The organism is Clostridium sp. HBUAS56017, from assembly GCF_007115085.1.
Taxonomy (GTDB): Bacteria; Bacillota; Clostridia; order Clostridiales; family Clostridiaceae; genus Clostridium; species Clostridium cibarium.
In genome coordinates this window covers 1-18,241 of sequence record NZ_SULK01000033.1, presented here as the reverse complement: position 1 = coordinate 18,241, position 18,241 = coordinate 1, and the positions used below count along the sequence as shown (strand labels likewise).

At 26.7% G+C, this 18,241-nt stretch carries 23 protein-coding genes and 1 pseudogene; 6 read left to right on the top strand and 18 right to left on the bottom strand.

Annotation, left to right across the window (positions count from 1 at the left end):
• Positions 1-430 precede the first annotated feature (430 nt).
• Complete coding sequence (locus FAY47_RS20485) at positions 431-586, top strand: helix-turn-helix domain-containing protein (RefSeq protein WP_185966904.1); 156 nt, start codon at positions 431-433, stop codon at positions 584-586.
• Between the two features lie 13 nt (positions 587-599).
• Here the strand turns inward: FAY47_RS20485 and FAY47_RS21260 are convergent, their stop codons facing one another.
• Entirely contained in the window at positions 600-731 is a 132-nt protein-coding gene (locus FAY47_RS21260) for a hypothetical protein (protein ID WP_279232185.1), read from the bottom strand.
• Positions 732-896: 165 nt separating this feature from the next.
• On the opposite strand from FAY47_RS21260, the gene FAY47_RS18700 reads away from it, so the two are divergent.
• A complete protein-coding gene (locus tag FAY47_RS18700) occupies positions 897-1,097 on the top strand; it encodes a hypothetical protein (RefSeq protein WP_143318449.1) in 201 nt (66 codons plus the stop codon).
• A gap of 345 nt (positions 1,098-1,442) precedes the next feature.
• On the opposite strand, the gene FAY47_RS18695 is transcribed toward FAY47_RS18700, so the two are convergent.
• Positions 1,443-1,874, bottom strand: coding sequence for a hypothetical protein (locus FAY47_RS18695; protein WP_143318448.1), 432 nt, complete (start codon positions 1,872-1,874; stop codon positions 1,443-1,445).
• Entirely contained in the window at positions 1,855-2,076 is a 222-nt protein-coding gene (locus tag FAY47_RS18690) for a helix-turn-helix transcriptional regulator (RefSeq protein WP_143318447.1), read from the bottom strand. The genes FAY47_RS18695 and FAY47_RS18690 overlap by 20 nt, the downstream gene beginning before the upstream one ends.
• A gap of 306 nt (positions 2,077-2,382) precedes the next feature.
• On the opposite strand from FAY47_RS18690, the gene FAY47_RS18685 reads away from it, so the two are divergent.
• Positions 2,383-2,565 carry a DUF2922 domain-containing protein gene (locus FAY47_RS18685; RefSeq protein ID WP_347562809.1) on the top strand — a complete coding sequence of 61 codons (183 nt, stop codon included), beginning with the start codon at positions 2,383-2,385 and terminating at the stop codon, positions 2,563-2,565.
• Positions 2,566-2,739: 174 nt separating this feature from the next.
• On the opposite strand, the gene FAY47_RS18680 is transcribed toward FAY47_RS18685, so the two are convergent.
• Positions 2,740-2,928: a hypothetical protein gene (locus FAY47_RS18680; RefSeq protein ID WP_143318445.1), complete on the bottom strand. Its 189-nt coding sequence runs from the start codon at positions 2,926-2,928 to the stop codon at positions 2,740-2,742.
• 295 nt (positions 2,929-3,223) lie between these two features.
• On the opposite strand from FAY47_RS18680, the gene FAY47_RS18675 reads away from it, so the two are divergent.
• Positions 3,224-4,264 carry a galactose ABC transporter substrate-binding protein gene (locus FAY47_RS18675; RefSeq protein WP_143318444.1) on the top strand — a complete coding sequence of 347 codons (1,041 nt, stop codon included), beginning with the start codon at positions 3,224-3,226 and terminating at the stop codon, positions 4,262-4,264.
• Positions 4,265-4,405: 141 nt separating this feature from the next.
• Here the strand turns inward: FAY47_RS18675 and FAY47_RS18670 are convergent, their stop codons facing one another.
• From FAY47_RS18670 to FAY47_RS18660, 3 genes and pseudogenes are all read right to left on the bottom strand, one after another.
• A complete protein-coding gene (locus tag FAY47_RS18670) occupies positions 4,406-5,026 on the bottom strand; it encodes an alpha/beta fold hydrolase (RefSeq protein WP_143318443.1) in 621 nt (206 codons plus the stop codon).
• Between the two features lie 656 nt (positions 5,027-5,682).
• Positions 5,683-6,960 carry an FAD-dependent oxidoreductase gene (locus FAY47_RS18665; RefSeq protein ID WP_143318442.1) on the bottom strand — a complete coding sequence of 426 codons (1,278 nt, stop codon included), beginning with the start codon at positions 6,958-6,960 and terminating at the stop codon, positions 5,683-5,685.
• Positions 6,957-7,067, bottom strand: a pseudogene (locus tag FAY47_RS18660) (sulfide/dihydroorotate dehydrogenase-like FAD/NAD-binding protein); the annotation flags it as partial. The gene FAY47_RS18665 and the pseudogene FAY47_RS18660, both read right to left, overlap by 4 nt.
• Between FAY47_RS18660 and FAY47_RS18655 the strand changes: the two are divergent.
• Positions 7,026-7,475, top strand: coding sequence for an XRE family transcriptional regulator (locus FAY47_RS18655; RefSeq protein ID WP_143318441.1), 450 nt, complete (start codon positions 7,026-7,028; stop codon positions 7,473-7,475). The pseudogene FAY47_RS18660 and the gene FAY47_RS18655 overlap by 42 nt on opposite strands.
• A gap of 4 nt (positions 7,476-7,479) precedes the next feature.
• On the opposite strand, the gene FAY47_RS18650 is transcribed toward FAY47_RS18655, so the two are convergent.
• The 11 genes from FAY47_RS18650 to FAY47_RS18600 form a co-directional block, all read right to left on the bottom strand.
• Positions 7,480-8,070 carry a hypothetical protein gene (locus FAY47_RS18650; protein ID WP_143318440.1) on the bottom strand — a complete coding sequence of 197 codons (591 nt, stop codon included), beginning with the start codon at positions 8,068-8,070 and terminating at the stop codon, positions 7,480-7,482.
• Between the two features lie 53 nt (positions 8,071-8,123).
• Positions 8,124-10,454, bottom strand: a complete 2,331-nt coding sequence (locus FAY47_RS21055; protein ID WP_143318439.1) for a hypothetical protein — start codon at positions 10,452-10,454, stop codon at positions 8,124-8,126.
• Entirely contained in the window at positions 10,430-10,627 is a 198-nt protein-coding gene (locus FAY47_RS18640; protein ID WP_143318438.1) for a hypothetical protein, read from the bottom strand. The genes FAY47_RS21055 and FAY47_RS18640 overlap by 25 nt, the downstream gene beginning before the upstream one ends.
• On the bottom strand, positions 10,628-11,014 hold the full coding sequence (locus FAY47_RS18635; RefSeq protein ID WP_143318437.1) for a hypothetical protein: 387 nt from the start codon (positions 11,012-11,014) through the stop codon (positions 10,628-10,630).
• A gap of 258 nt (positions 11,015-11,272) precedes the next feature.
• Positions 11,273-11,500, bottom strand: coding sequence for a hypothetical protein (locus FAY47_RS18630; RefSeq protein WP_143318436.1), 228 nt, complete (start codon positions 11,498-11,500; stop codon positions 11,273-11,275).
• Positions 11,485-12,360, bottom strand: a complete 876-nt coding sequence (locus FAY47_RS18625; protein ID WP_143318435.1) for a ParM/StbA family protein — start codon at positions 12,358-12,360, stop codon at positions 11,485-11,487. The genes FAY47_RS18630 and FAY47_RS18625 overlap by 16 nt, the downstream gene beginning before the upstream one ends.
• Before the next feature lie 135 nt (positions 12,361-12,495).
• Positions 12,496-12,699, bottom strand: a complete 204-nt coding sequence (locus FAY47_RS18620; protein WP_143318434.1) for a helix-turn-helix domain-containing protein — start codon at positions 12,697-12,699, stop codon at positions 12,496-12,498.
• Positions 12,700-13,091: 392 nt separating this feature from the next.
• Positions 13,092-14,414, bottom strand: coding sequence for a ComEC/Rec2 family competence protein (locus tag FAY47_RS18615; RefSeq protein ID WP_243129667.1), 1,323 nt, complete (start codon positions 14,412-14,414; stop codon positions 13,092-13,094).
• A 1,065-nt stretch (positions 14,415-15,479) separates the two neighbouring features.
• Positions 15,480-16,256: a hypothetical protein gene (locus tag FAY47_RS18610; protein WP_143318433.1), complete on the bottom strand. Its 777-nt coding sequence runs from the start codon at positions 16,254-16,256 to the stop codon at positions 15,480-15,482.
• A complete protein-coding gene (locus tag FAY47_RS18605) occupies positions 16,249-16,623 on the bottom strand; it encodes a hypothetical protein (RefSeq protein ID WP_143318432.1) in 375 nt (124 codons plus the stop codon). Before FAY47_RS18605 ends, FAY47_RS18610 begins: the two co-directional genes overlap by 8 nt.
• A complete protein-coding gene (locus FAY47_RS18600; RefSeq protein ID WP_143318431.1) occupies positions 16,571-17,632 on the bottom strand; it encodes a hypothetical protein in 1,062 nt (353 codons plus the stop codon). The genes FAY47_RS18605 and FAY47_RS18600 overlap by 53 nt, the downstream gene beginning before the upstream one ends.
• A 317-nt stretch (positions 17,633-17,949) precedes the next feature.
• On the opposite strand from FAY47_RS18600, the gene FAY47_RS18595 reads away from it, so the two are divergent.
• The coding region (locus FAY47_RS18595) for a hypothetical protein (protein ID WP_143318430.1) at positions 17,950-18,241 on the top strand (292 nt) is incomplete at its 3' end.

Sequence of the window (18,241 nt, the reverse complement as noted above, 5' to 3'; positions counted from 1 at the left end):
GTTTATCATACTTTCCATGACTCTTTCTACAGCGCTCTTACTTTTAACATAAATATTGCAATAGGGAACTTTCTCTTTAATATATTACAGAATCGTACTAGAATATATGATCAGCTTGTGGTTTAAAATATAGCTTTGGAACCATCTGTCTTGTCATATCTTCAACAATAGAAATTCCAAGTATTCTTGCTTGAAATTGAACAACTCGATCTGTCCCTTACATAGATCATCTTTTCTTATATATCTTCTTCTTTAAATACTCACTTAACATCAAGTCAACAACTAATTTTCCATAATATCTATTTACTTACATAAAATTATGTGTTTAGCAACATATAAGTATACATCAATTACCAAATTTGATTTATATATGAGACAATAGCTTACCTAATGGCTGATTAACTCTCTTCACTTAATGAGGCATTTCTACATGAACTACGATTATATTGAATCCCTAGTAATATCAGCTAAATCAGGGGATAAAGCTTCAAAAGAAAAACTAATTGAGGAGTTCAAACCTTTTATAATAAATTTCTCCCAAAAAACCTATATAGATAGATATGACCTCGAAGATATTCAAAAATAACTTCATTTATAGCTTAAATGCTTCTGAAATCTTTAATTCCTCTATTGGCAAGTTTAACAAATAAATTAAATCCATAAACCACCATAGCAATAAGACCTAATCTAATTATTAGTCTAATAATGCCTACACCCTCAACCACCGACATAAACCATCCCCCTATTTCTTTTTTATTTATAAATACTAAACTTCAAATCTAATTTTAATAATTCCCCATACCTTCAAATACACTTTAGAATTATATGAAAACTTGAGCACTTCACCATTATATGGTATAATTTGAACTCAAATACAATTTTCAGGAGCAAAAGCAATGAAATTAAAGAAATTAATAGCTTTAGGTGTGATGGTAGTTACTTTGGTAACACCTGTTTCAGCACTTGCAGTAACAACAAACACAGTAGCAGAACCCCTCACTCAAATTGATTCTATATTTGGTAAATCTAAAGAAGGTAATGGCACAGCCTTTTTTGCAGATGGTTCTGCGGCAGTCCCATGTGGTCTGAGATATTAAAATGAGCAAATATTATATTTGGATAAGACTATTTTTCTGTACAATATTGTTTCTGTTATATGATCACTTCCAATTCTCTAAAACAATATTTATTATACCTTTTGTTTTAGTAGAAGTAATTATGTTAGTATGTGACATTAAATTTAGAAAACAATTAAAAAAAGAGTGGGTTCTTATTGCCTGGTTATATATATTGTACAATTACGTAGGCCTTAGAATAATTTTATAAACAAAAAAATAAATGACTCGTAGAAGTATTACTGCTTTTGCGAGTCTTTTTTCATTAGAAAATTACTTGCTACTAGTGTACCTAGAGCTATATCAATAGATGCAGATCCTATTTTTTTAATTTCGCTTATCGTAATAAAAAAAGCTAATTATTTCAGCAATTATCATAATTGCAGGAACAATCCCTATGCCAATAAAAATACCACCTAGTAAAACGTTCTTTGTTAATGCTAATGCAAACATACATATAACTGTAATAGTAAGACAAATTGAAAAGGTAATATTAAAAGCACTGCTTTTTGACTTCATTTTAACTAAATATTCTCGCTCATCATTATTCTTTTCATCTTCCTTTATGCATTTGATACTTAAACTTCTATATACTTCTGCTATTCCAACTAAAATGCAAAAAATATCTATTATGATATACTTAGTGTTCCTTAAAGCATTTAAATCATTAAAACGCATAATTGGAATAGAAAATGTTGCTAGTAATAAAAATATGATACCACTGAAAAATTTCTTTTTATTATATATTTTTTTTCTCATTCTCTAAATTCTCCTTTAAACAATATAAATTTTCAATTGTAGTATTAAAAACACAGGCTATTTTATATGCAAGCATAATGGATGGGTTGTATTGTCCTTTTTCAAGTGAGATGATTGTTCTTGAAGAGACTGAAACTAAATCCGAAAGTTGTTGTTGAGTCATATTGGCTGAAATCCTTAATTCCTTTATTTTATTTTTCACTAGCACACCTCTCTTTACATCAATATGAAACTTACTTCATATGAAGTTAACTTCACATTACCATTATATTATTAAATTGTAAATATATTTTAATATACAAACTATATTTGTTTTATAAAAAAACCTTCCTCATTCAATTTTCACACCCCAATTCCACTTTCCCAACTCTCCAGCTTACCTAACTTACTATATCAATCAATCTGATTAAGTTTAACCCCATAAACAAAAAATAAATCCTGGAGTGTTTTAATCTTATAATCCGTTAACCCTTTTTCTTCATAAAATCTTTCTAATCTATATCTATTCATTTTTTCCCTTCCTTATCTTCAAAAAGAAGGAGTTAAAGCTACAATAACTCAGGCTGAAACAAGTACTTTAATGGATACCATAATAGCTAAGAATATTTTCTTAACTAAAAATGGTGCCTTTACTGGTAAGTCTGGAGCTACTTTAACTCAAAGACAAGTTATTAAGCTTGATGTAGCTTAATATATTTTTTAAGGGTAGATTTCGTGTACAGCGACACGAAATCTACCCTTTTCTTTATAAACTTAAAAATTAATTTCTAAATTCTACAAATGAATTAAAAACGTTAACTTTTCCGATTCCATGAAAATATCATTTAGCGAAGTTGACTTTCAGCTAACATAGATAACTTTACTTTCATGCCTTTTTATGTCCCTTTATAAGTAAATCTAATATTACTGCTAATAACAATATAAATAACAAAATTTTTGCATAGTCAAGATATCTATAATCATTTGCCTTATTAGAAAGAATGCCAAATACAAAAATTATAAACCCAAACACTATATTTAAAAATCTTAATCCATGTTCTTTTAGAAATGACATAATTACCCCCCCCTTGAGTTATTATATATTATAGGGATAAAAATATCAAAATTGGACTTTTTTATATTCACTAAAGTATCATTTAGCAGAATTAAATCAATTTGATTTACATAAAATTCTGATTTACCAAGTACTACAAGCTGATAGTTTGATATCAAAATAAGGTATTAATTCTAAATGAGAACAAGATAATAAAAATTTATCTAAAAGGGAAGAATACAAAATACAAGCATGGTTTTAAGATACAAAAATTCTGTAATTGTATAGTATAAACAAGGCATTTAAGGAGGATTCAATGAAACTTAAGAAAGAAATAAATATTGTAATAATTATTTTACTAATAATTATTATACAAAATAATTCATGTATTTATCCAAATGCTATTACTGAAAACCAAGTTAATGTAGCAGTATTAATATCCAATCCTGAAGATCCATTTTTAGATTTAATTATAGAAGGACTAAAAAAAGGAGAAGAAAGTAAAAAAAATAATATGGAATTTACTTTTTTTGATACAAAGAAGAATCAATCTATAGAAGCTGAAATTTTAGATAACATACTTAAAAATAATTTTGATCTTATACTAGGAAATTTAGTTGACACAAAAGTAGATACAATTGAAAATTTTATATTTCAAATTAGACAAAAAAATGTTCCAGCAATTTTATTTAATTCTGAACCATCAATTATAACAGATGAAATAAGAAATTATAAAAAATTTGTTATTGTAACAACTGACCCTAAAGAAGCCGGAATTCTTCAAGGAAAGCTTATTGCAGATCAATGGAACAAAAACAAGTCAACTATGGATAAAAATAAAGATAATATAATGAATTATGTTATGCTACAAGGCGCAATTAACAATGTAGGAGCAATTGAAAGAACAAAATATTCTATTTCAACAATTAATAATTTAGGAATAAAAACTCAAGAACTCTCAAAATCAATAAATTTCTGGAATCAGCAATTAGCTAAAGAATCTGTTAGCTCATTGTTTCTAAAATACGGAAATAAGATAGAAGTTATAATTTCTAATAATGATGCAATGGCAATAGGAGCCATTGAAGCTTTACAATATTATGGATATAACAAAGGAGATCCGACGAAAGTTATTCCTGTCTTTGGAATCGATGGGATACCAGCTGCTCAAGAGTTAATAAAAAAAGGAGTTATGACTGGTACTGTTTTTGAAAATATTAATGATACTGTAGAAGCACTTTATAAAGTAGGACTAAATTTAGTTTATAATAAATCTCCATTAGAGAATACAAGTTATAAATTTTCCAATGGAGAAACCGTAATCACTATTCCTTATCAAGGAGTAATAACATCATAAAATAAATCCATTACTCAAAGAGCAATGGATTTTAAATTTTATTAAAATGTGATTTAGTAAAATTAAAATACTCACATATTCTTGTGAAGGAAATTATCTATAATTAGCTGATGATTTTTGATATAATTTGCTACTATTACCTTATGACTGAAGAGCTTTTACTATTTCTGAATTTACATTGTTATTATTTAGAAGTCCAATGTGACCAACGCCATAAATTCTTATGTTCTTAGCTCCTTGAATATGAGATAAATAATTCGATACAATTGTATCATTTAAACTATAAATAGAAGTCATATCTATTCCCCTTGGAGCTTCAAAGGTAGTTAATCTGTTTGCACCACCAAGAGTAACAAGCTTGTCTACTTTTGAATTTCCACCTAGGTTATTTATATAATATAAACTATTAGCTCCTCCCATGCTATGGGCTACTATATCTACTTTGTTTTTACCAGTTTGTCTTAATACATTATTAACATAATTATTAAGGACAGCACCATTAATAGAGTTATTACCAATGTCTAAAATCTTATCTGGTAGATCAACAGCAAATAATTCGTCTTGCGACCATCCTTGTTGCATTAAATAGTTTTTAATAAAAACAAAATTATAACTTGCCCCTCCAAGCCCATGTACAAACACTACTGGATTATGTTCAGTTTTTGCATATGCTGGTTTTACAAAACCAAAGTTAAAAGTAATAACAGTTAGTAACATAAAAAAACTTAAAAATATTTTTTTCGTAAAAAGTTTGTTTTTCATAAATTATCCCCCTCGAAACTATTTAGTTTTATCTTACAAAAAATGTTAAAATAATAGACTTTATGTGATCTTAAAATTGTTCCAAATGCTTCTTAGTTTTTTATAGTGAAAAAATCTAAAACCATTTTTTCACTATATAGTTGAATTAACATAACCTATTTGTAACAAAATCCCCCCCCGACTTGCAAATATTCTAATTTACTTTTACTTTCATCAGTTTCACAATTCAATAAAATATAATTTATGTTATTTTATCACATTTTTCTTACTTTTTCTACAATTAACAAAATTTTTCAACTTACTTAGCATCTTTATAATCACATAATTGATTAATTTCACACTGAGATAAAGATATTATATTAGGTATATGAAGAATTTGAAAGTGAACCAGATAAGTATGGAATATTAACATTTAATGTAACGGAATTATATCCCTTAAGAAAATATGCCAGAATAAAGGATACGATAGAATGGGCTAAATATTTTCGGAATTACAAGAACCTGTTTCAATATATCTAGATAAAGTTACTAAACTTGATGTAGCTTAATATATTTTTTAAGGGTAGATTTCGTAAAAACATGATACGTATCACGCCCTTTTAGGTTAAATAAAAATGCTAACCATCCTGTGGCTAGCATTTTCTTTTTTGAATCTTCTAACATAATTTATCGTCAAATATTCCATCTAAGTTTAATTTACTTATTCTCTTCTTAATTTCCTTCATATCCATTGTATAAAGTCCAAGTTCCTGCATTCTCTTAAAATATCCTGCTCCTGCAAAAGTATATCTTTCTTTTCTTCCTTCTCTTGTTTCTGATTTTTCATTTTCATAAGATATTATATCTCCTATAGCAATTGAATTTGGAAGTATTAAAAGGGATAATCCCATCATTAATCTAACTGCATTATGTCCTGCCAAAGTTCCTGTACATATTGCTTCTGTATGACCAACAAATAATCCACTCTTTTCTCCAGCACAGAAAAGATTATCTACTCCAACTACTTTCATATCATTGGTTCTTGGTGCTACTGAAAGATATCTTATAGAATTGCCTTTACTTCCTGCATAAGGATCTACATATTTTACATGCTCTAATCCCTTTATCTTTCTAAGTTTATGAAGAGGATAATAGGTTGTCATCAATTTTGCGTGACCTGTATCTAGAAGTATAATATTTTCTGCAAATTCTTTTAACGCATATTGCTGACATACTTTACTATTAAGCTTATCATAATTAACATCTTCCTTTGGTACTTTTAATACAACTACACCTTTATCATCTAATTCATTTCTTATTTCATCTGATAAACTATCCTTAGCTAATTTACAAGATCCACTCATTGCACCTAATACATCTTCTGCTCTTTCTCCTTGCAAATCAGATACTCCACATCTTTGACTGATACTTATTCTTGGACCAAAAGATGGACATCTTAAAATACACATAGAACAGCCATTCCCATACCTTAAACAGTTTCCCATAGGCCCAGTGGTACCTGTAGTTTCAATAAAAACATCGCCCTCTACAAAGGTATCATCAGCCAAATATAATCCTTTGATTTTATGTCCATCAAATTCCACATCTCTTACTCTACTTTCCATATGGAGGTTAATTCCCAGTGTTTCCACATAATCTTTAACTTCCCCTTCAATTTTGTTTACATTATAAAGAGTCGCATGTACATGCCCTGGGAAATCTATATCCTTATGAGTTGCAACTCTATCAGTAATTTTTATTAGATCCCCACCACCAAGCACTATTAACTCTTCTGATGCAGTATATCTACCGTTATTTCTCATAATACCGCCAACATTGCCTAATCCTAATAATAGATCGGTTTTTTCATAAAGATGCACTTCTGCACCTGCTTTTTTTGCACTAATAGCTGCTGCTGTTCCTGCCCAACCTCCACCAACTATAACTATCTTCATATAAATCTTCTCCCCTCAAAAATGCTTCTTGGATCTTCTTGTACTTTACAAAACCTCTTAACTTTATGTCCAGCAAATCTTGCAGTACAAGCTCCGCATACTACCTGTACCAAAAGACCATAAAATACCACAATTTAGAAATAATAAGAGCTACCACTAATTTATTATCTGGGAAATTAAAAGTTGCAAGACAACTATTCGGATTAACACAAGACAAGCTATCTAAAATATCAGGAATAGCTCCAGCTACTCTTCAAGAATTAGAGAATAATACTAAAAATACTTGCAGCAGAGTTACACTACAAAAATTATGCGATGTATTTCCTGAAGAACTAATTTTAACTGAATATCATAAGTTTGTTTATTATCAATCAGAATACTTAAAAAATATTGATACCTTATATTTATCAACTCTCTTTTCCTTAAATCCATCTACTATTGAAAGGTGGAAAAAAGGAATCTATATTGTTAAAGAAGAATATTATTGTATATTAAAAGAACTAGGAATTTTATAAAATCCTAGTTCCTTTTTAGCTCTACTTTAAAATCTTTTTCTAATCTTGGGAAAGATACATATACATAATCATTATTATCTGTATCTATACTGAATGTGTATTTTGCAGTACACTTCTCACCTGCTTTAGCTGGGATTGCCTCTTGCCATTCTCCCTCCCAAGCTGAAGACATAAGATGTAATATATTTTTATTGCTATCCTTAACTTTTAAAGCTGAAGAATCAATTATTACTATATCTTTTACATCAGTTCCGTTATGATGTGTATATCCTGTAAAATTTACATTTTCATATTCATAAGTTACCTGTACTACTTTATCTCTATTCTTATTTTTAGGTAATAACTGAGCTGATATAACTTTGAACTTATACGTGCCTCTATTATCTGTTAAATCTACGCTTTCTCCTGCTTTGTAGTAATTATCTTCATTTGTATTGCTTTGCTCAACTTTTGTTGAATCGTTTGTTTCTGTAGTTTCGCTCGATGCCTGTTCACTCATTGTATCTTCATTAGTTTTAGCATCTTTTGTATCATTACACCCAACAAATAATAGAACCAGCATACTTATCGTAATTAAAAGTAATTTTTTTCTCATTACATCCCCTCCTTGTAAAATTATATAACCATATACATTATCTTACAAGCATTTCATTCGTTTATATGCTCTTTTATTGGCTTTGGTAACTTTGTAATAAACTGTGCATATCCTTCATTTGTTTTTATTAAATTGAGGCTATAGTATCTTTCTAAATTTAAAAGATCTTCTAATTGGAATGGTTCTAATTCTTCTTGCAATTCTCGGTAATTATCTTTATTGCATCCTGAGATAAGCATATATGATGTATTAGCAGATTTAAGTTCAGGTCTAATATATTTTACTTGTTCTAAACTGTGACAAGATATAATCGCTTTACAAGTTTTTTTAGCAATCTGATTCAATTTACTCTTCAGAAAACTTTGACATGTTGGTACTTGATATAATTCATCAAAAATTATATTAACTTTTACCCTATTATTTACTTGAATTTTATCATGTCTTTGCTGTAAAGCTCCCCAGATTTTTACTAACCAATAAGTACAATATATATCTTTCTCTTCATCTGTTGAAAACATAGTTTCAGGCATCTTTAAACAAATAAGTTGATTTTTTTGTATTTCATCTACTAAATTTATATTATTATCGCATTTTTTCTTAAGCATGAGTTCCATATATGCATTTCCTTTTATACTGTCTAATCTATTCAATATCCCTTGTATAAAACTAATTTTAGTCCCTATTCTCTCTCCATTTTTACCTATCTCATCTAACTCTCTTAACGCTTGAATATATTCACTAAGATTCTCATATTGATTTTCCTTTATCTTACTTATGAAAGAATCCCTTATTGTACAATCTTGTAATACATTAAATACATCTTTAAAGCTACCATTATTAATAAATGTTATTAATGCACTAGCCTTTAAATATCTATTCATTCGTGGCTCTAATTCATTATTAATATTTATGGCATTTATAAAACTAACTAACTGTGATGTTTGCATTTTTGCTGCCTTATAAATTTCAAATGGATCATTGCTATTATTGAATAATTCATTAAATCCTAATCCTTGCAATTTACTATTATCTGAACAATCTATATTTAATACTTTTTCTTTATCTATTACTGTCGATATATCATTAGATAATTCACATTGTCCGCAAAAATCAAAAATAATATTACACTCTCCTGCTGCAATGGCATCATTAGATAGATTTTGTATTAATGTAGTTTTACCTGCCCTAGTTGGTCCTATAAGACACAATGTTAAATTTCTATATTCTTTATCAGTACTTAAGTATGCTTTTTTTATTACACCTTTACATGTAGATTCACCTATACATATAGTTCCTTCTTGAAGTTCATCTGGTATATTCGCTTCTGTAGTATCTATATGTTCAATATTAAAATCTTTTAATAGCGTACTAGCTGGCAATTGAATAAAATTTTGGCATTCATCTGTTGAAAAGGTTGATTTATCAATTTTTAGATCATAATCTTCAATAGTAAATTTACTTTTTACCTTCTTATAAATTAACTCGTTATCTTCATCAACTACATGATAGCTTTGGCAAACACTTAATGCATTATTATTTCTGCGTGTTAAATCTTTGCTATGTGATAATATAGCTATTTGTCCATTTATTATAGTAGCTTCTTTTTTATATCTGGTGCTATTAGATATTACATTTTGCTGATTAATAATACTCATAACTGATTTATATATGCTTTCATCTCTATTTTTTTCAACCCCTGCAAAATCATCCAATACTGACACAACACAATCTAGAATATTTAATAACGTACCTAATCCTACTTTGAATATATAATCAAAACTCGTAATTTTCTTTTCTAAAGGTTTATTATTCTTTAATTTATCCATCATATCTGAATATTTATCTTTCCAATATAATTGATTACATGGAATAAAGTTATATATTATTCTAACCTTATCATCATCTTTCATAATATCCATAACATTTAATATACTATTCAATGGTTCATTGCTCTTTTTATCTACATTTAAAGATAATGCATCATCTTTTTTATAAGATAAACTGTAAACTAAAGGATCATTAAATTTCTTTAATCCTTCCACATCTTGTATAGTCGCTTGTTGCCATATTTCTTTTATCTTCTCAACTATTATATTTTTATAAAACTTTGGTACTAAGAAATAGAAACTTGCATTATTATTAGAAATATCAATTATATAAGAAATTTTAAAACTTGATTCTATAATTAATTTTTTTTGCTCTCTATGAACTCTTTTATTTATAGCTTTATAGGTATAAGCAATTGCTTTAGCAATATTATTACTATTATAATTTCTAATACTTCTATGAGGTATTATTTGTATATATACGTATGTTGGATTTTTTATTTCAAAGTAATCACTTAGTTTTATTGAAGAAATCATCTCAAACATACTTTTAAACATTGTAATAATGTATATGTTACAAATGATACTGGTACAAATTTACCTGCTTTCTTAAGTCCTGAAACATACATCATTACACTAACCATACATACAAATAGACACACCCAATATGAATTATCAACAATACATAATAAAATATCCTTGCCTAAATCCGCTATGAAATTTTTTATCATTTAAAATGCCTCCCTTACCATATTAAATAGAGTTGGTAAAACATATAAACTTGAAAAAATCAACAGGTATTTGATTATTGCTTTTCCTACCTCACTTCCACCTCCACCTTTTAAACCTGTTCTTATTATTTCAGTTAAAGCTACAGCTAATATAATCCAATATCCTGCCTTACGTATAATATCTAAAAATTTATTTCCTAGAACATCTATTGAGCTTAAATCAGCAGCCATAACCAATTTAGGATTATTCAAAACAAACATTCCCACACCTAAAACAAATATTATTTTTCTTTTGTCTATAGTTATATTTTCAAATTGTATATCTAATTCAGATCTATTGTTATACTTCCATTGTAAAAATTGTTCATGATTCATTACAACTTTCATAAATCCTCCTGTATAAAATCTAATTGATTGGTGATACTGGAAATAAAGGAGTGAGTAATATGAACACAATTTTATATACAGTAGTAGGTATAGAAATTTTAGTAGAATTTGTACAATGTTTGCTAAAATAAGAATATTTTTTAATTTAAAATCATACACTTACGATGTAGATACGAAGTAGATACTTCAGAAGTGATTTAGGTATAGTCTAGCCTTTTGTAGCTAGGCTATTTTTTTAATTATAACCTTTTCACTCCATTAGAAATTTGTTATATCAACTTTTTCTAAATTAAAATTTTGATCTTCTTTTATTTCTGCTTTAGAATTTTCATATGACTTTTTATAATTTTCTGGTGAATATATTTCTCCTAATACAGCCTTCAATTCATCTCCTCTATCAGATAAATTAAACAAAATATTATATAATTTAACTTCTTTTGGAGATGTTGTTTTGAAACTTAATGTAATTATTAGTGGTTTATCCATAACATTTCACCCCTCTTTTTATTTCCTTTAGCATTATCAAAAATAGGATCATTAGACATTAGTACATTTTCTAGCCTATTATTAAATGCCTTTCTAAAAGTCAAGCTTCCTCCACCAGTTAAAAACAGATATCCTTTTGTTACATTAAATTTTAATTGTATTTCTTTATATATACTGTTAAAATAATTTTTTAAAATACCTTGTATAAAACTTATATCTTGTAATCTTCCATTTAAAAACAAACCGTCCTTTATTATATCTGGAGCTTCTTCTAGCCTAAATTCTTCTGTGAACTTATTATTTATATAATTTATTATCTCTTGATAAATGTTAAGCATTCCTGTTGCTATTGTTTTTACATCTATAATTTTTTCTCCTTGAAACACACATATATCTGTTGTCCTTCCTCCTATATCTACAATTATCAATTGTTTGTTTTTTATTTTAAACCTATTTTCTATATTCAAATTGTAATATGCACTAGCAGCTTCTGGAGCAACATCAACATTTTCTATGACTAAGCTTCTTCCATTAACATTTGCAAATCTATTTTCTCGAATTAATGAAATAAGAATTTCTTTATTTCTTTTAAATTGTTGTATTGGCAATCCTAACACCACGCTATTTATATTATCTTTGGTACTCCTATGAATAGCTGTATAAAGAAGTGGTAAAGTGTTTTCTTTCCTACTCTTATTCCAATCTGTGCTAAACTCACCCTCGCCTACATAAATTTCTTTTCCATTGTAAATTATTTTATTATCTTCATTAAATTGCTCGTATTCACTTACTTTACTTAAAAAGCTTACTTCTTCACTTGTTTTTACTCCATGTGTCCCTAAGTCAATTCCTAATATCATCTTTTAAAACTCCTTATAAATTTCTATATTAAATCTTATTAAGAAGTTTTGAATTATATTACCAATTATTTATAAAAAATAAATAATTTTTTATAAAGTAAAAATTATTGGTAAAAAATCAATAAAAAAAGATACCTATTTGTCTAGGTACCATATATCCGTAACTATCTTATTTAATTTTTCAGCTATTTCATATGCTGAATTTAAATTAGGATATGATTTATTATCTTCCCAATTCTTATATGTTTGGAGTGGAACTCCTAACATCTTAGCAAATTCTGTTTTATTATCCATCATATATTCTTTCAATCTAATCTCTTTCAGCTTATTTTTAAGCATATTGTACACCTCTCCCGTGTATTACATATAATTACATCTTACAATATATAAGTTGTTATTATATATACTATTTTACCATAAACAGGGAATAATGAAAACGAGGTGATATCTTGAAAGGTAAAAGTTTTATAAAAATTGATACAACTATTATATTAGCTTTATTCTCTATAGCTTTAGTTTTATGTTTTAGTGTATTTTTTTAATAATGTTTAGTATTTATAAAAACTGTTAAAAATTACATTGAGATGTTTTTTAGGCATTTCGAATATTTGATTTGTTTTTCTGTATGATTTATTATCCTAATTTTTACAGAAAATATTTATTACCCAACACTATAAAAAGGGGCCTAGTTATTATAACTAGGCTCTAAATATTTTATCTAACTTAAAATTTTATTTTACACAATCATTACAAGGATCCTTTTTAGGGCAACTTGAAGCAGGCCCTTCTAAAATTTTCTTACTTCTTTTAAGTGTTGGGCAGTTCTTACTATAGTGATATGATTTTCCATTAGGTGTCCAATAAACCGTTCTATTCCCTTGAGCAGGTTCATTTGTGGTTGTTGAATCATTGCTAAAATTATTAAAATTATTGTTATTGTTGTTATTTGTATTTTCATTGCTTTTACTATCATTTGAACTTGCCGGATTATTATTTACTGCAGGCTGTTCCTGTTTCTTAGTTCCTGCTACATTTACTGATTTATCTACTGGGTTTGTATTAAATTTAATATCTTTTCCATCTGAAGTACATATTATTGTACTTTGTAGATCCGTTCTAAATATATTAATATTTTTAGCGTTAAGTTTATCTAAAGTAACTTGATGTGGATGACCATATTCATTGTTTTTACCACAACTTATTATTGCGTACTTTGGATTAACCTTATCTAAAAATGCTTGTGTTGATGATGATTCTGAACCATGATGTCCAACTTTCAATACATCCGATTGAATATCTAGTTGTTTTGCAAGTATCTCACTTTCACTCACATCTTCGGCATCTCCCATAAATAAATATGAAGTGTTCCCATACTTTAATTTAACTACTATAGAAGTATTATTTATATCTTTATATTTTTCACCATTTGGTGCTAAAAATGTTAGTGTAGCATTACCTACATTCAAAGTATCATTAACCTTTGGAACATTTAACTTCAAATTTTTAGCTTTAAGAGCATCTATCATATTCTCATATGTTTTAGTTGTTGTAGTCACTTTTGGAGAATAAAAAGTTCCAATGTTAAAAGTTTTTATAATATCATCCATAGACCCAATATGATCTTCATGTGGATGAGTTGCTATAACGTAATCTAATTTATCTATCCCAATAGATTTTAAATAGTTAAGTGCTTTTTTATCATTAGTTCCTGCATCAATTAGTATGTTCTTTCCATCTACTTGAATAAGTTCTGAATCGCCTTGTCCAACATCAATATAATGAATCTTCATTTCTCCCAATGTAGTTTCAGTTGCTGACGTTGACGTGTCTTCTGATTTGATGTCTGCTTGTGATTGAGTATTAGTATTGTTTTTTGGTGCCGTTAATCCACATAATATAAAAGAAGCCATTAACGGTATTCCAAAATACTTTAAGACGTTCTTTTTAGTTTTTAACTCTTGATTTCCCCATCTTATTATATTGCTCGGCTTAATTAATCCAACTATTAAACAAATAAATGATATTAAAAATATCATTAAAAATAAATTGTACATTCCTTTTCCCCCTAGTTTCAAAAACATTTTATCATATAACTTTACCATAAATTCTCATTTAATACAAATTACATCACCTTTTTTAATATGTCTATTTAATTTTCATCCTTTCTATTTAGAAACAAATATAGTTAAATATCTTTAAATTTGTTAATACTATTAATTATAAATTCTAAAGTAATTAAGACATTATATTTATTAATAATTTCTTTCAATAATCTAATATTAAATTATACGATATATACACTTGAATTAATTATTTAATTCTAATATAATAACAATAAACATTAAAAAGAAATTATATTAAAACAATTGAATAGAAAGGAGGAGCATTTTGTTTAATAAAAAATATAACGATATTATTATAGCATTTATGATTATTGTAGCCTTTATTATAATGTTTGCTATAGTAATTAAATAATATGCTATCTCTATAAGGTGTCTTGTGGATACCTTATAGAGAAGATAAATATCATAAATAAATATAAATTAAACAAAAGCTCACTCTATAAATAAATAAAAAGGAGTTGATACATTAACAGGTGAAAATCTGTTAATTACAGCTCCTTTTTTGCTTCTAATTTATTTCGTATCTTGATATTTCCTTATGATTAATCTTCTTTAATAGAAATTACAGTTAATCTATTATTTAGTTTGATAACTATAAGTTCGAATATTTTTAGTATATTTTCTTTTTACAATATTAAGATCTCAAAACAAATAAAAATAAATTAGAAGATATAATTAGATATATTATCTATGATATTGGTTAGATTTAGAATATACTTCTTGAATAATTAGGAATATGTCTTATTTTTTTGCTTATTTTCATTAACTAGTAATGAGATTCTTTAAGAATTAGTCCCTTACCAGGTAAAAATTACATAGAAATTAACTTCAAAGCCTTAAAAATCAAACAATCTGAATAATAAATTAAAATCAATAAGGAAGGAAACAAAAAAGTCCGATAATTAGACCTTAAATCATAGTTTATTTTATGCCCTACCAATAGGTATATTAATAAATTAAAATGAATTAAAAAAACAGCAGCTGGATTGCTCCTTCCTACTGTTTCTTAGTTCTATAATATTCAACTTCTTCATGTATCTGCTTAATAATTTTTTGAACTCTTTCAGCTGATGAATGAGCATATCTATTTTTTTCTATATCTTTATTAGTCATAAGTACTAAATTATCATATTTTTTTTGTACTACATCATAAAACCTTTGTCCATCTTTTATTTTTTGCAATTCATTTTTTCCAATATCTATTATCGCAATATCATCTTTTAAAAATATCTTTTTTACTAATCCCCTTGCATCTTCCCATGATTTTTCTCCTGTTATTCCTTCGTAAGAAAAAATAATTCCTACTTTTATTCGCGATAATGATAATAATGAATACAATTTTCCAATCCATGTTACGTCAATAGTTTTTGTATAATTTTTACACTCGCATATAATAGGCTGGTATACTATAGGAGGAATGGCATTATATGTTTTTTCTGCAAATTCACTTGGCTTTAAAATAATATCATATTCATTTGAATTACTTGAAACATTTTCATATAAATCAAAAATTTTAGTATGTATTGTTATCATTTTGATAATTTCCTCAAGAATGTTTCCTTTTGTTTTAGGTTTTACTCCAATATAATTCTTTGGATTCTCATGCATTTTAATAAATTCATCATAGAGAATATTAAATTCATTTAATTTTACTCCACTTCTCTTTTGAAGTACTTTAGTCAGCAATTTAGGATCATTCTCGTTAAGTTCTTCAAAAACATCAAACGCAAATTCTGCTCTTTGTTCATCAGATTCAAAGTTCATGTTATTCATTCTTATCCTCATCTTCGTACTCTATCTTGTATATAATAATTAAATTTTTTAATATAGAACATCTTTTTTCACAATTATCACATACTTCATTAGGTACATCTTCTATGTTATCATATATAACTTCACTACTCATATCTATACTATCATCACAGTATACTTTATAATTCACTTCTACTATATCATTTCTTAATAAAATTCTAATTATAGTTTTAGCATCATCATATCTAATATTTAATTTATTAGCTAACTCATTTGTGGAGATATAGGAGCCATTATTATAAGATAAATAGTTATTCAATTTTTTAACTTTTTCACTATTTATTATTTGGGATATCTCCTCTAATACCACATATATATTGGATTGCATAATTCATCAACTCCATACTATTTTTTTTAGGTTCCAGAAAGTTAAAAAGATCATATTTTTTATTTCTGTAGCTAAAAATTATATTAACATTTAAAAAATACTTATCTTCATTATAATTATACCATGCTAATAACCTTGATTTATAATTTGCGTTTTCTTTTGTTTCAACTATGTACTTTTGTAAAATTTCCTTTATTCTTTTTGTATCACTCGTTTTCTCAAGCAACTCGTCATACTTACTCATTATTAATTCTAAATCTCCAATAAATGGCATAACTAAATTATTTCCTACCTTAAGTTTAGCCGAACTATTACCTTTTAAACCCATATATTTAGATATTTCATGAACTTCTCTTTTTTTATTATCAACAATATATTCTATTAAAGTACTTGTCCTAAATTCTTCTGCCTTTATTCTAAAATCCTGAATTAGTATATCTAACTGTGCATTAAAAGTTGTATGATAAAACTCATCATTTGACTTAAATCCTAATATATCAAATCTATGTTCTAATATGTTTAGTTCCTTATGATAAATCCACAATGTATTATATAGAACATGTTTACTTTTATCAATTTTAGCTATATACGGATTAATAACCTTATAAAAAATAAATACTATCATTTCCTCATTTTCGAAATATCTTGGAAGTAAGAAATCTCCTATTTCTTGAAGTTTATCTACTTTAAAACTTTTTATATTTATATATTTAGAAAGTTTATCATTTAAATCAAATTTATCACATTGAAAAAATATAGAATATCTATATGATTTATCTATATACATTTTCTCTATTTCATAAATTGTGCTTTCATCTTTTTCTAAGCATTTTTTTACTCTATCCCATTTACTATCTGAAGCTTCTATTATTACACCTTTTTCAGCACTATCATTATATGTCGCAATTCCACTTTTCTTTAAACTATTAATAATATGTTGTAGGTTATGCCCCGATAAATGATATTCCAAAGTATTTCCAACAATCTTTTTATACTCTTCTTTATTCATTTATTATCCTCCAGTATATTCAAATTTAATAGTATTTATGATACAATAGAGGTATATCAAATACTATAATTTATTATTAAAGGAACTCATGAGATGCCTTCTCACATATGAGTTCTTTTTGGTTAGTCACATTTAAATAATACCATAAATTAGTTAATTTTACTAGATAAACAAAAAAAGAAGGTTACAATCAAGATTTTACCTACTTACCACCTACCTTTTGAGGAAAATATAATTTCATGTTTACTTCATAACAATATGTATAAATATTATTTTCTTGTATACAATAATTTTATCTATACTTAGGAGGTTAGTTTATGCCAATAATTCCAGACACACCCAGTATTAATGTATATGCAAAAGCATTATCAGCATTTACACAGTTATTATTTAATTTAGGAAACAGTCATTATGAACAATATATTAACTCAAAAAGTAATCCATCAATAGTAGAAACGTTTAACACACTATTAACTGAAAATCTATATAATATATTTCATACCCAATATAAAGGTGTACTTTATGGACTTAACATAAGATATAAAGAATATAAAGGAACAGACACTGAATTAGAATGGTTAAACAACATTGTTGAAGATTCAGCAGATT

Coding starts and splice junctions, on each gene's coding strand:
- FAY47_RS18630 (WP_143318436.1), bottom strand. CDS start 11,500: ATGGATAAACCACTAATAATTACATTAAGTTTCAAAACAACATCTCCA.
- FAY47_RS18625 (WP_143318435.1), bottom strand. CDS start 12,360: ATGATATTAGGAATTGACTTAGGGACACATGGAGTAAAAACAAGTGAA.
- FAY47_RS21055 (WP_143318439.1), bottom strand. CDS start 10,454: ATGTTTAAAAGTATGTTTGAGATGATTTCTTCAATAAAACTAAGTGAT.
- FAY47_RS18675 (WP_143318444.1), top strand. CDS start 3,224: ATGAAACTTAAGAAAGAAATAAATATTGTAATAATTATTTTACTAATA.
- FAY47_RS18650 (WP_143318440.1), bottom strand. CDS start 8,070: ATGAGAAAAAAATTACTTTTAATTACGATAAGTATGCTGGTTCTATTA.
- FAY47_RS18640 (WP_143318438.1), bottom strand. CDS start 10,627: ATGATAAAAAATTTCATAGCGGATTTAGGCAAGGATATTTTATTATGT.
- FAY47_RS18635 (WP_143318437.1), bottom strand. CDS start 11,014: ATGAAAGTTGTAATGAATCATGAACAATTTTTACAATGGAAGTATAAC.
- FAY47_RS18620 (WP_143318434.1), bottom strand. CDS start 12,699: ATGCTTAAAAATAAGCTGAAAGAGATTAGATTGAAAGAATATATGATG.
- FAY47_RS18610 (WP_143318433.1), bottom strand. CDS start 16,256: ATGAATAACATGAACTTTGAATCTGATGAACAAAGAGCAGAATTTGCG.
- FAY47_RS18695 (WP_143318448.1), bottom strand. CDS start 1,874: ATGAGAAAAAAAATATATAATAAAAAGAAATTTTTCAGTGGTATCATA.
- FAY47_RS21260 (WP_279232185.1), bottom strand. CDS start 731: ATGTCGGTGGTTGAGGGTGTAGGCATTATTAGACTAATAATTAGATTA.
- FAY47_RS18615 (WP_243129667.1), bottom strand. CDS start 14,414: ATGTACAATTTATTTTTAATGATATTTTTAATATCATTTATTTGTTTA.
- FAY47_RS18600 (WP_143318431.1), bottom strand. CDS start 17,632: ATGAATAAAGAAGAGTATAAAAAGATTGTTGGAAATACTTTGGAATAT.
- FAY47_RS20485 (WP_185966904.1), top strand. CDS start 431: ATGAACTACGATTATATTGAATCCCTAGTAATATCAGCTAAATCAGGG.
- FAY47_RS18605 (WP_143318432.1), bottom strand. CDS start 16,623: ATGCAATCCAATATATATGTGGTATTAGAGGAGATATCCCAAATAATA.
- FAY47_RS18655 (WP_143318441.1), top strand. CDS start 7,026: ATGTCCAGCAAATCTTGCAGTACAAGCTCCGCATACTACCTGTACCAA.
- FAY47_RS18670 (WP_143318443.1), bottom strand. CDS start 5,026: ATGAAAAACAAACTTTTTACGAAAAAAATATTTTTAAGTTTTTTTATG.
- FAY47_RS18680 (WP_143318445.1), bottom strand. CDS start 2,928: ATGTCATTTCTAAAAGAACATGGATTAAGATTTTTAAATATAGTGTTT.
- FAY47_RS18665 (WP_143318442.1), bottom strand. CDS start 6,960: ATGAAGATAGTTATAGTTGGTGGAGGTTGGGCAGGAACAGCAGCAGCT.
- FAY47_RS18700 (WP_143318449.1), top strand. CDS start 897: ATGAAATTAAAGAAATTAATAGCTTTAGGTGTGATGGTAGTTACTTTG.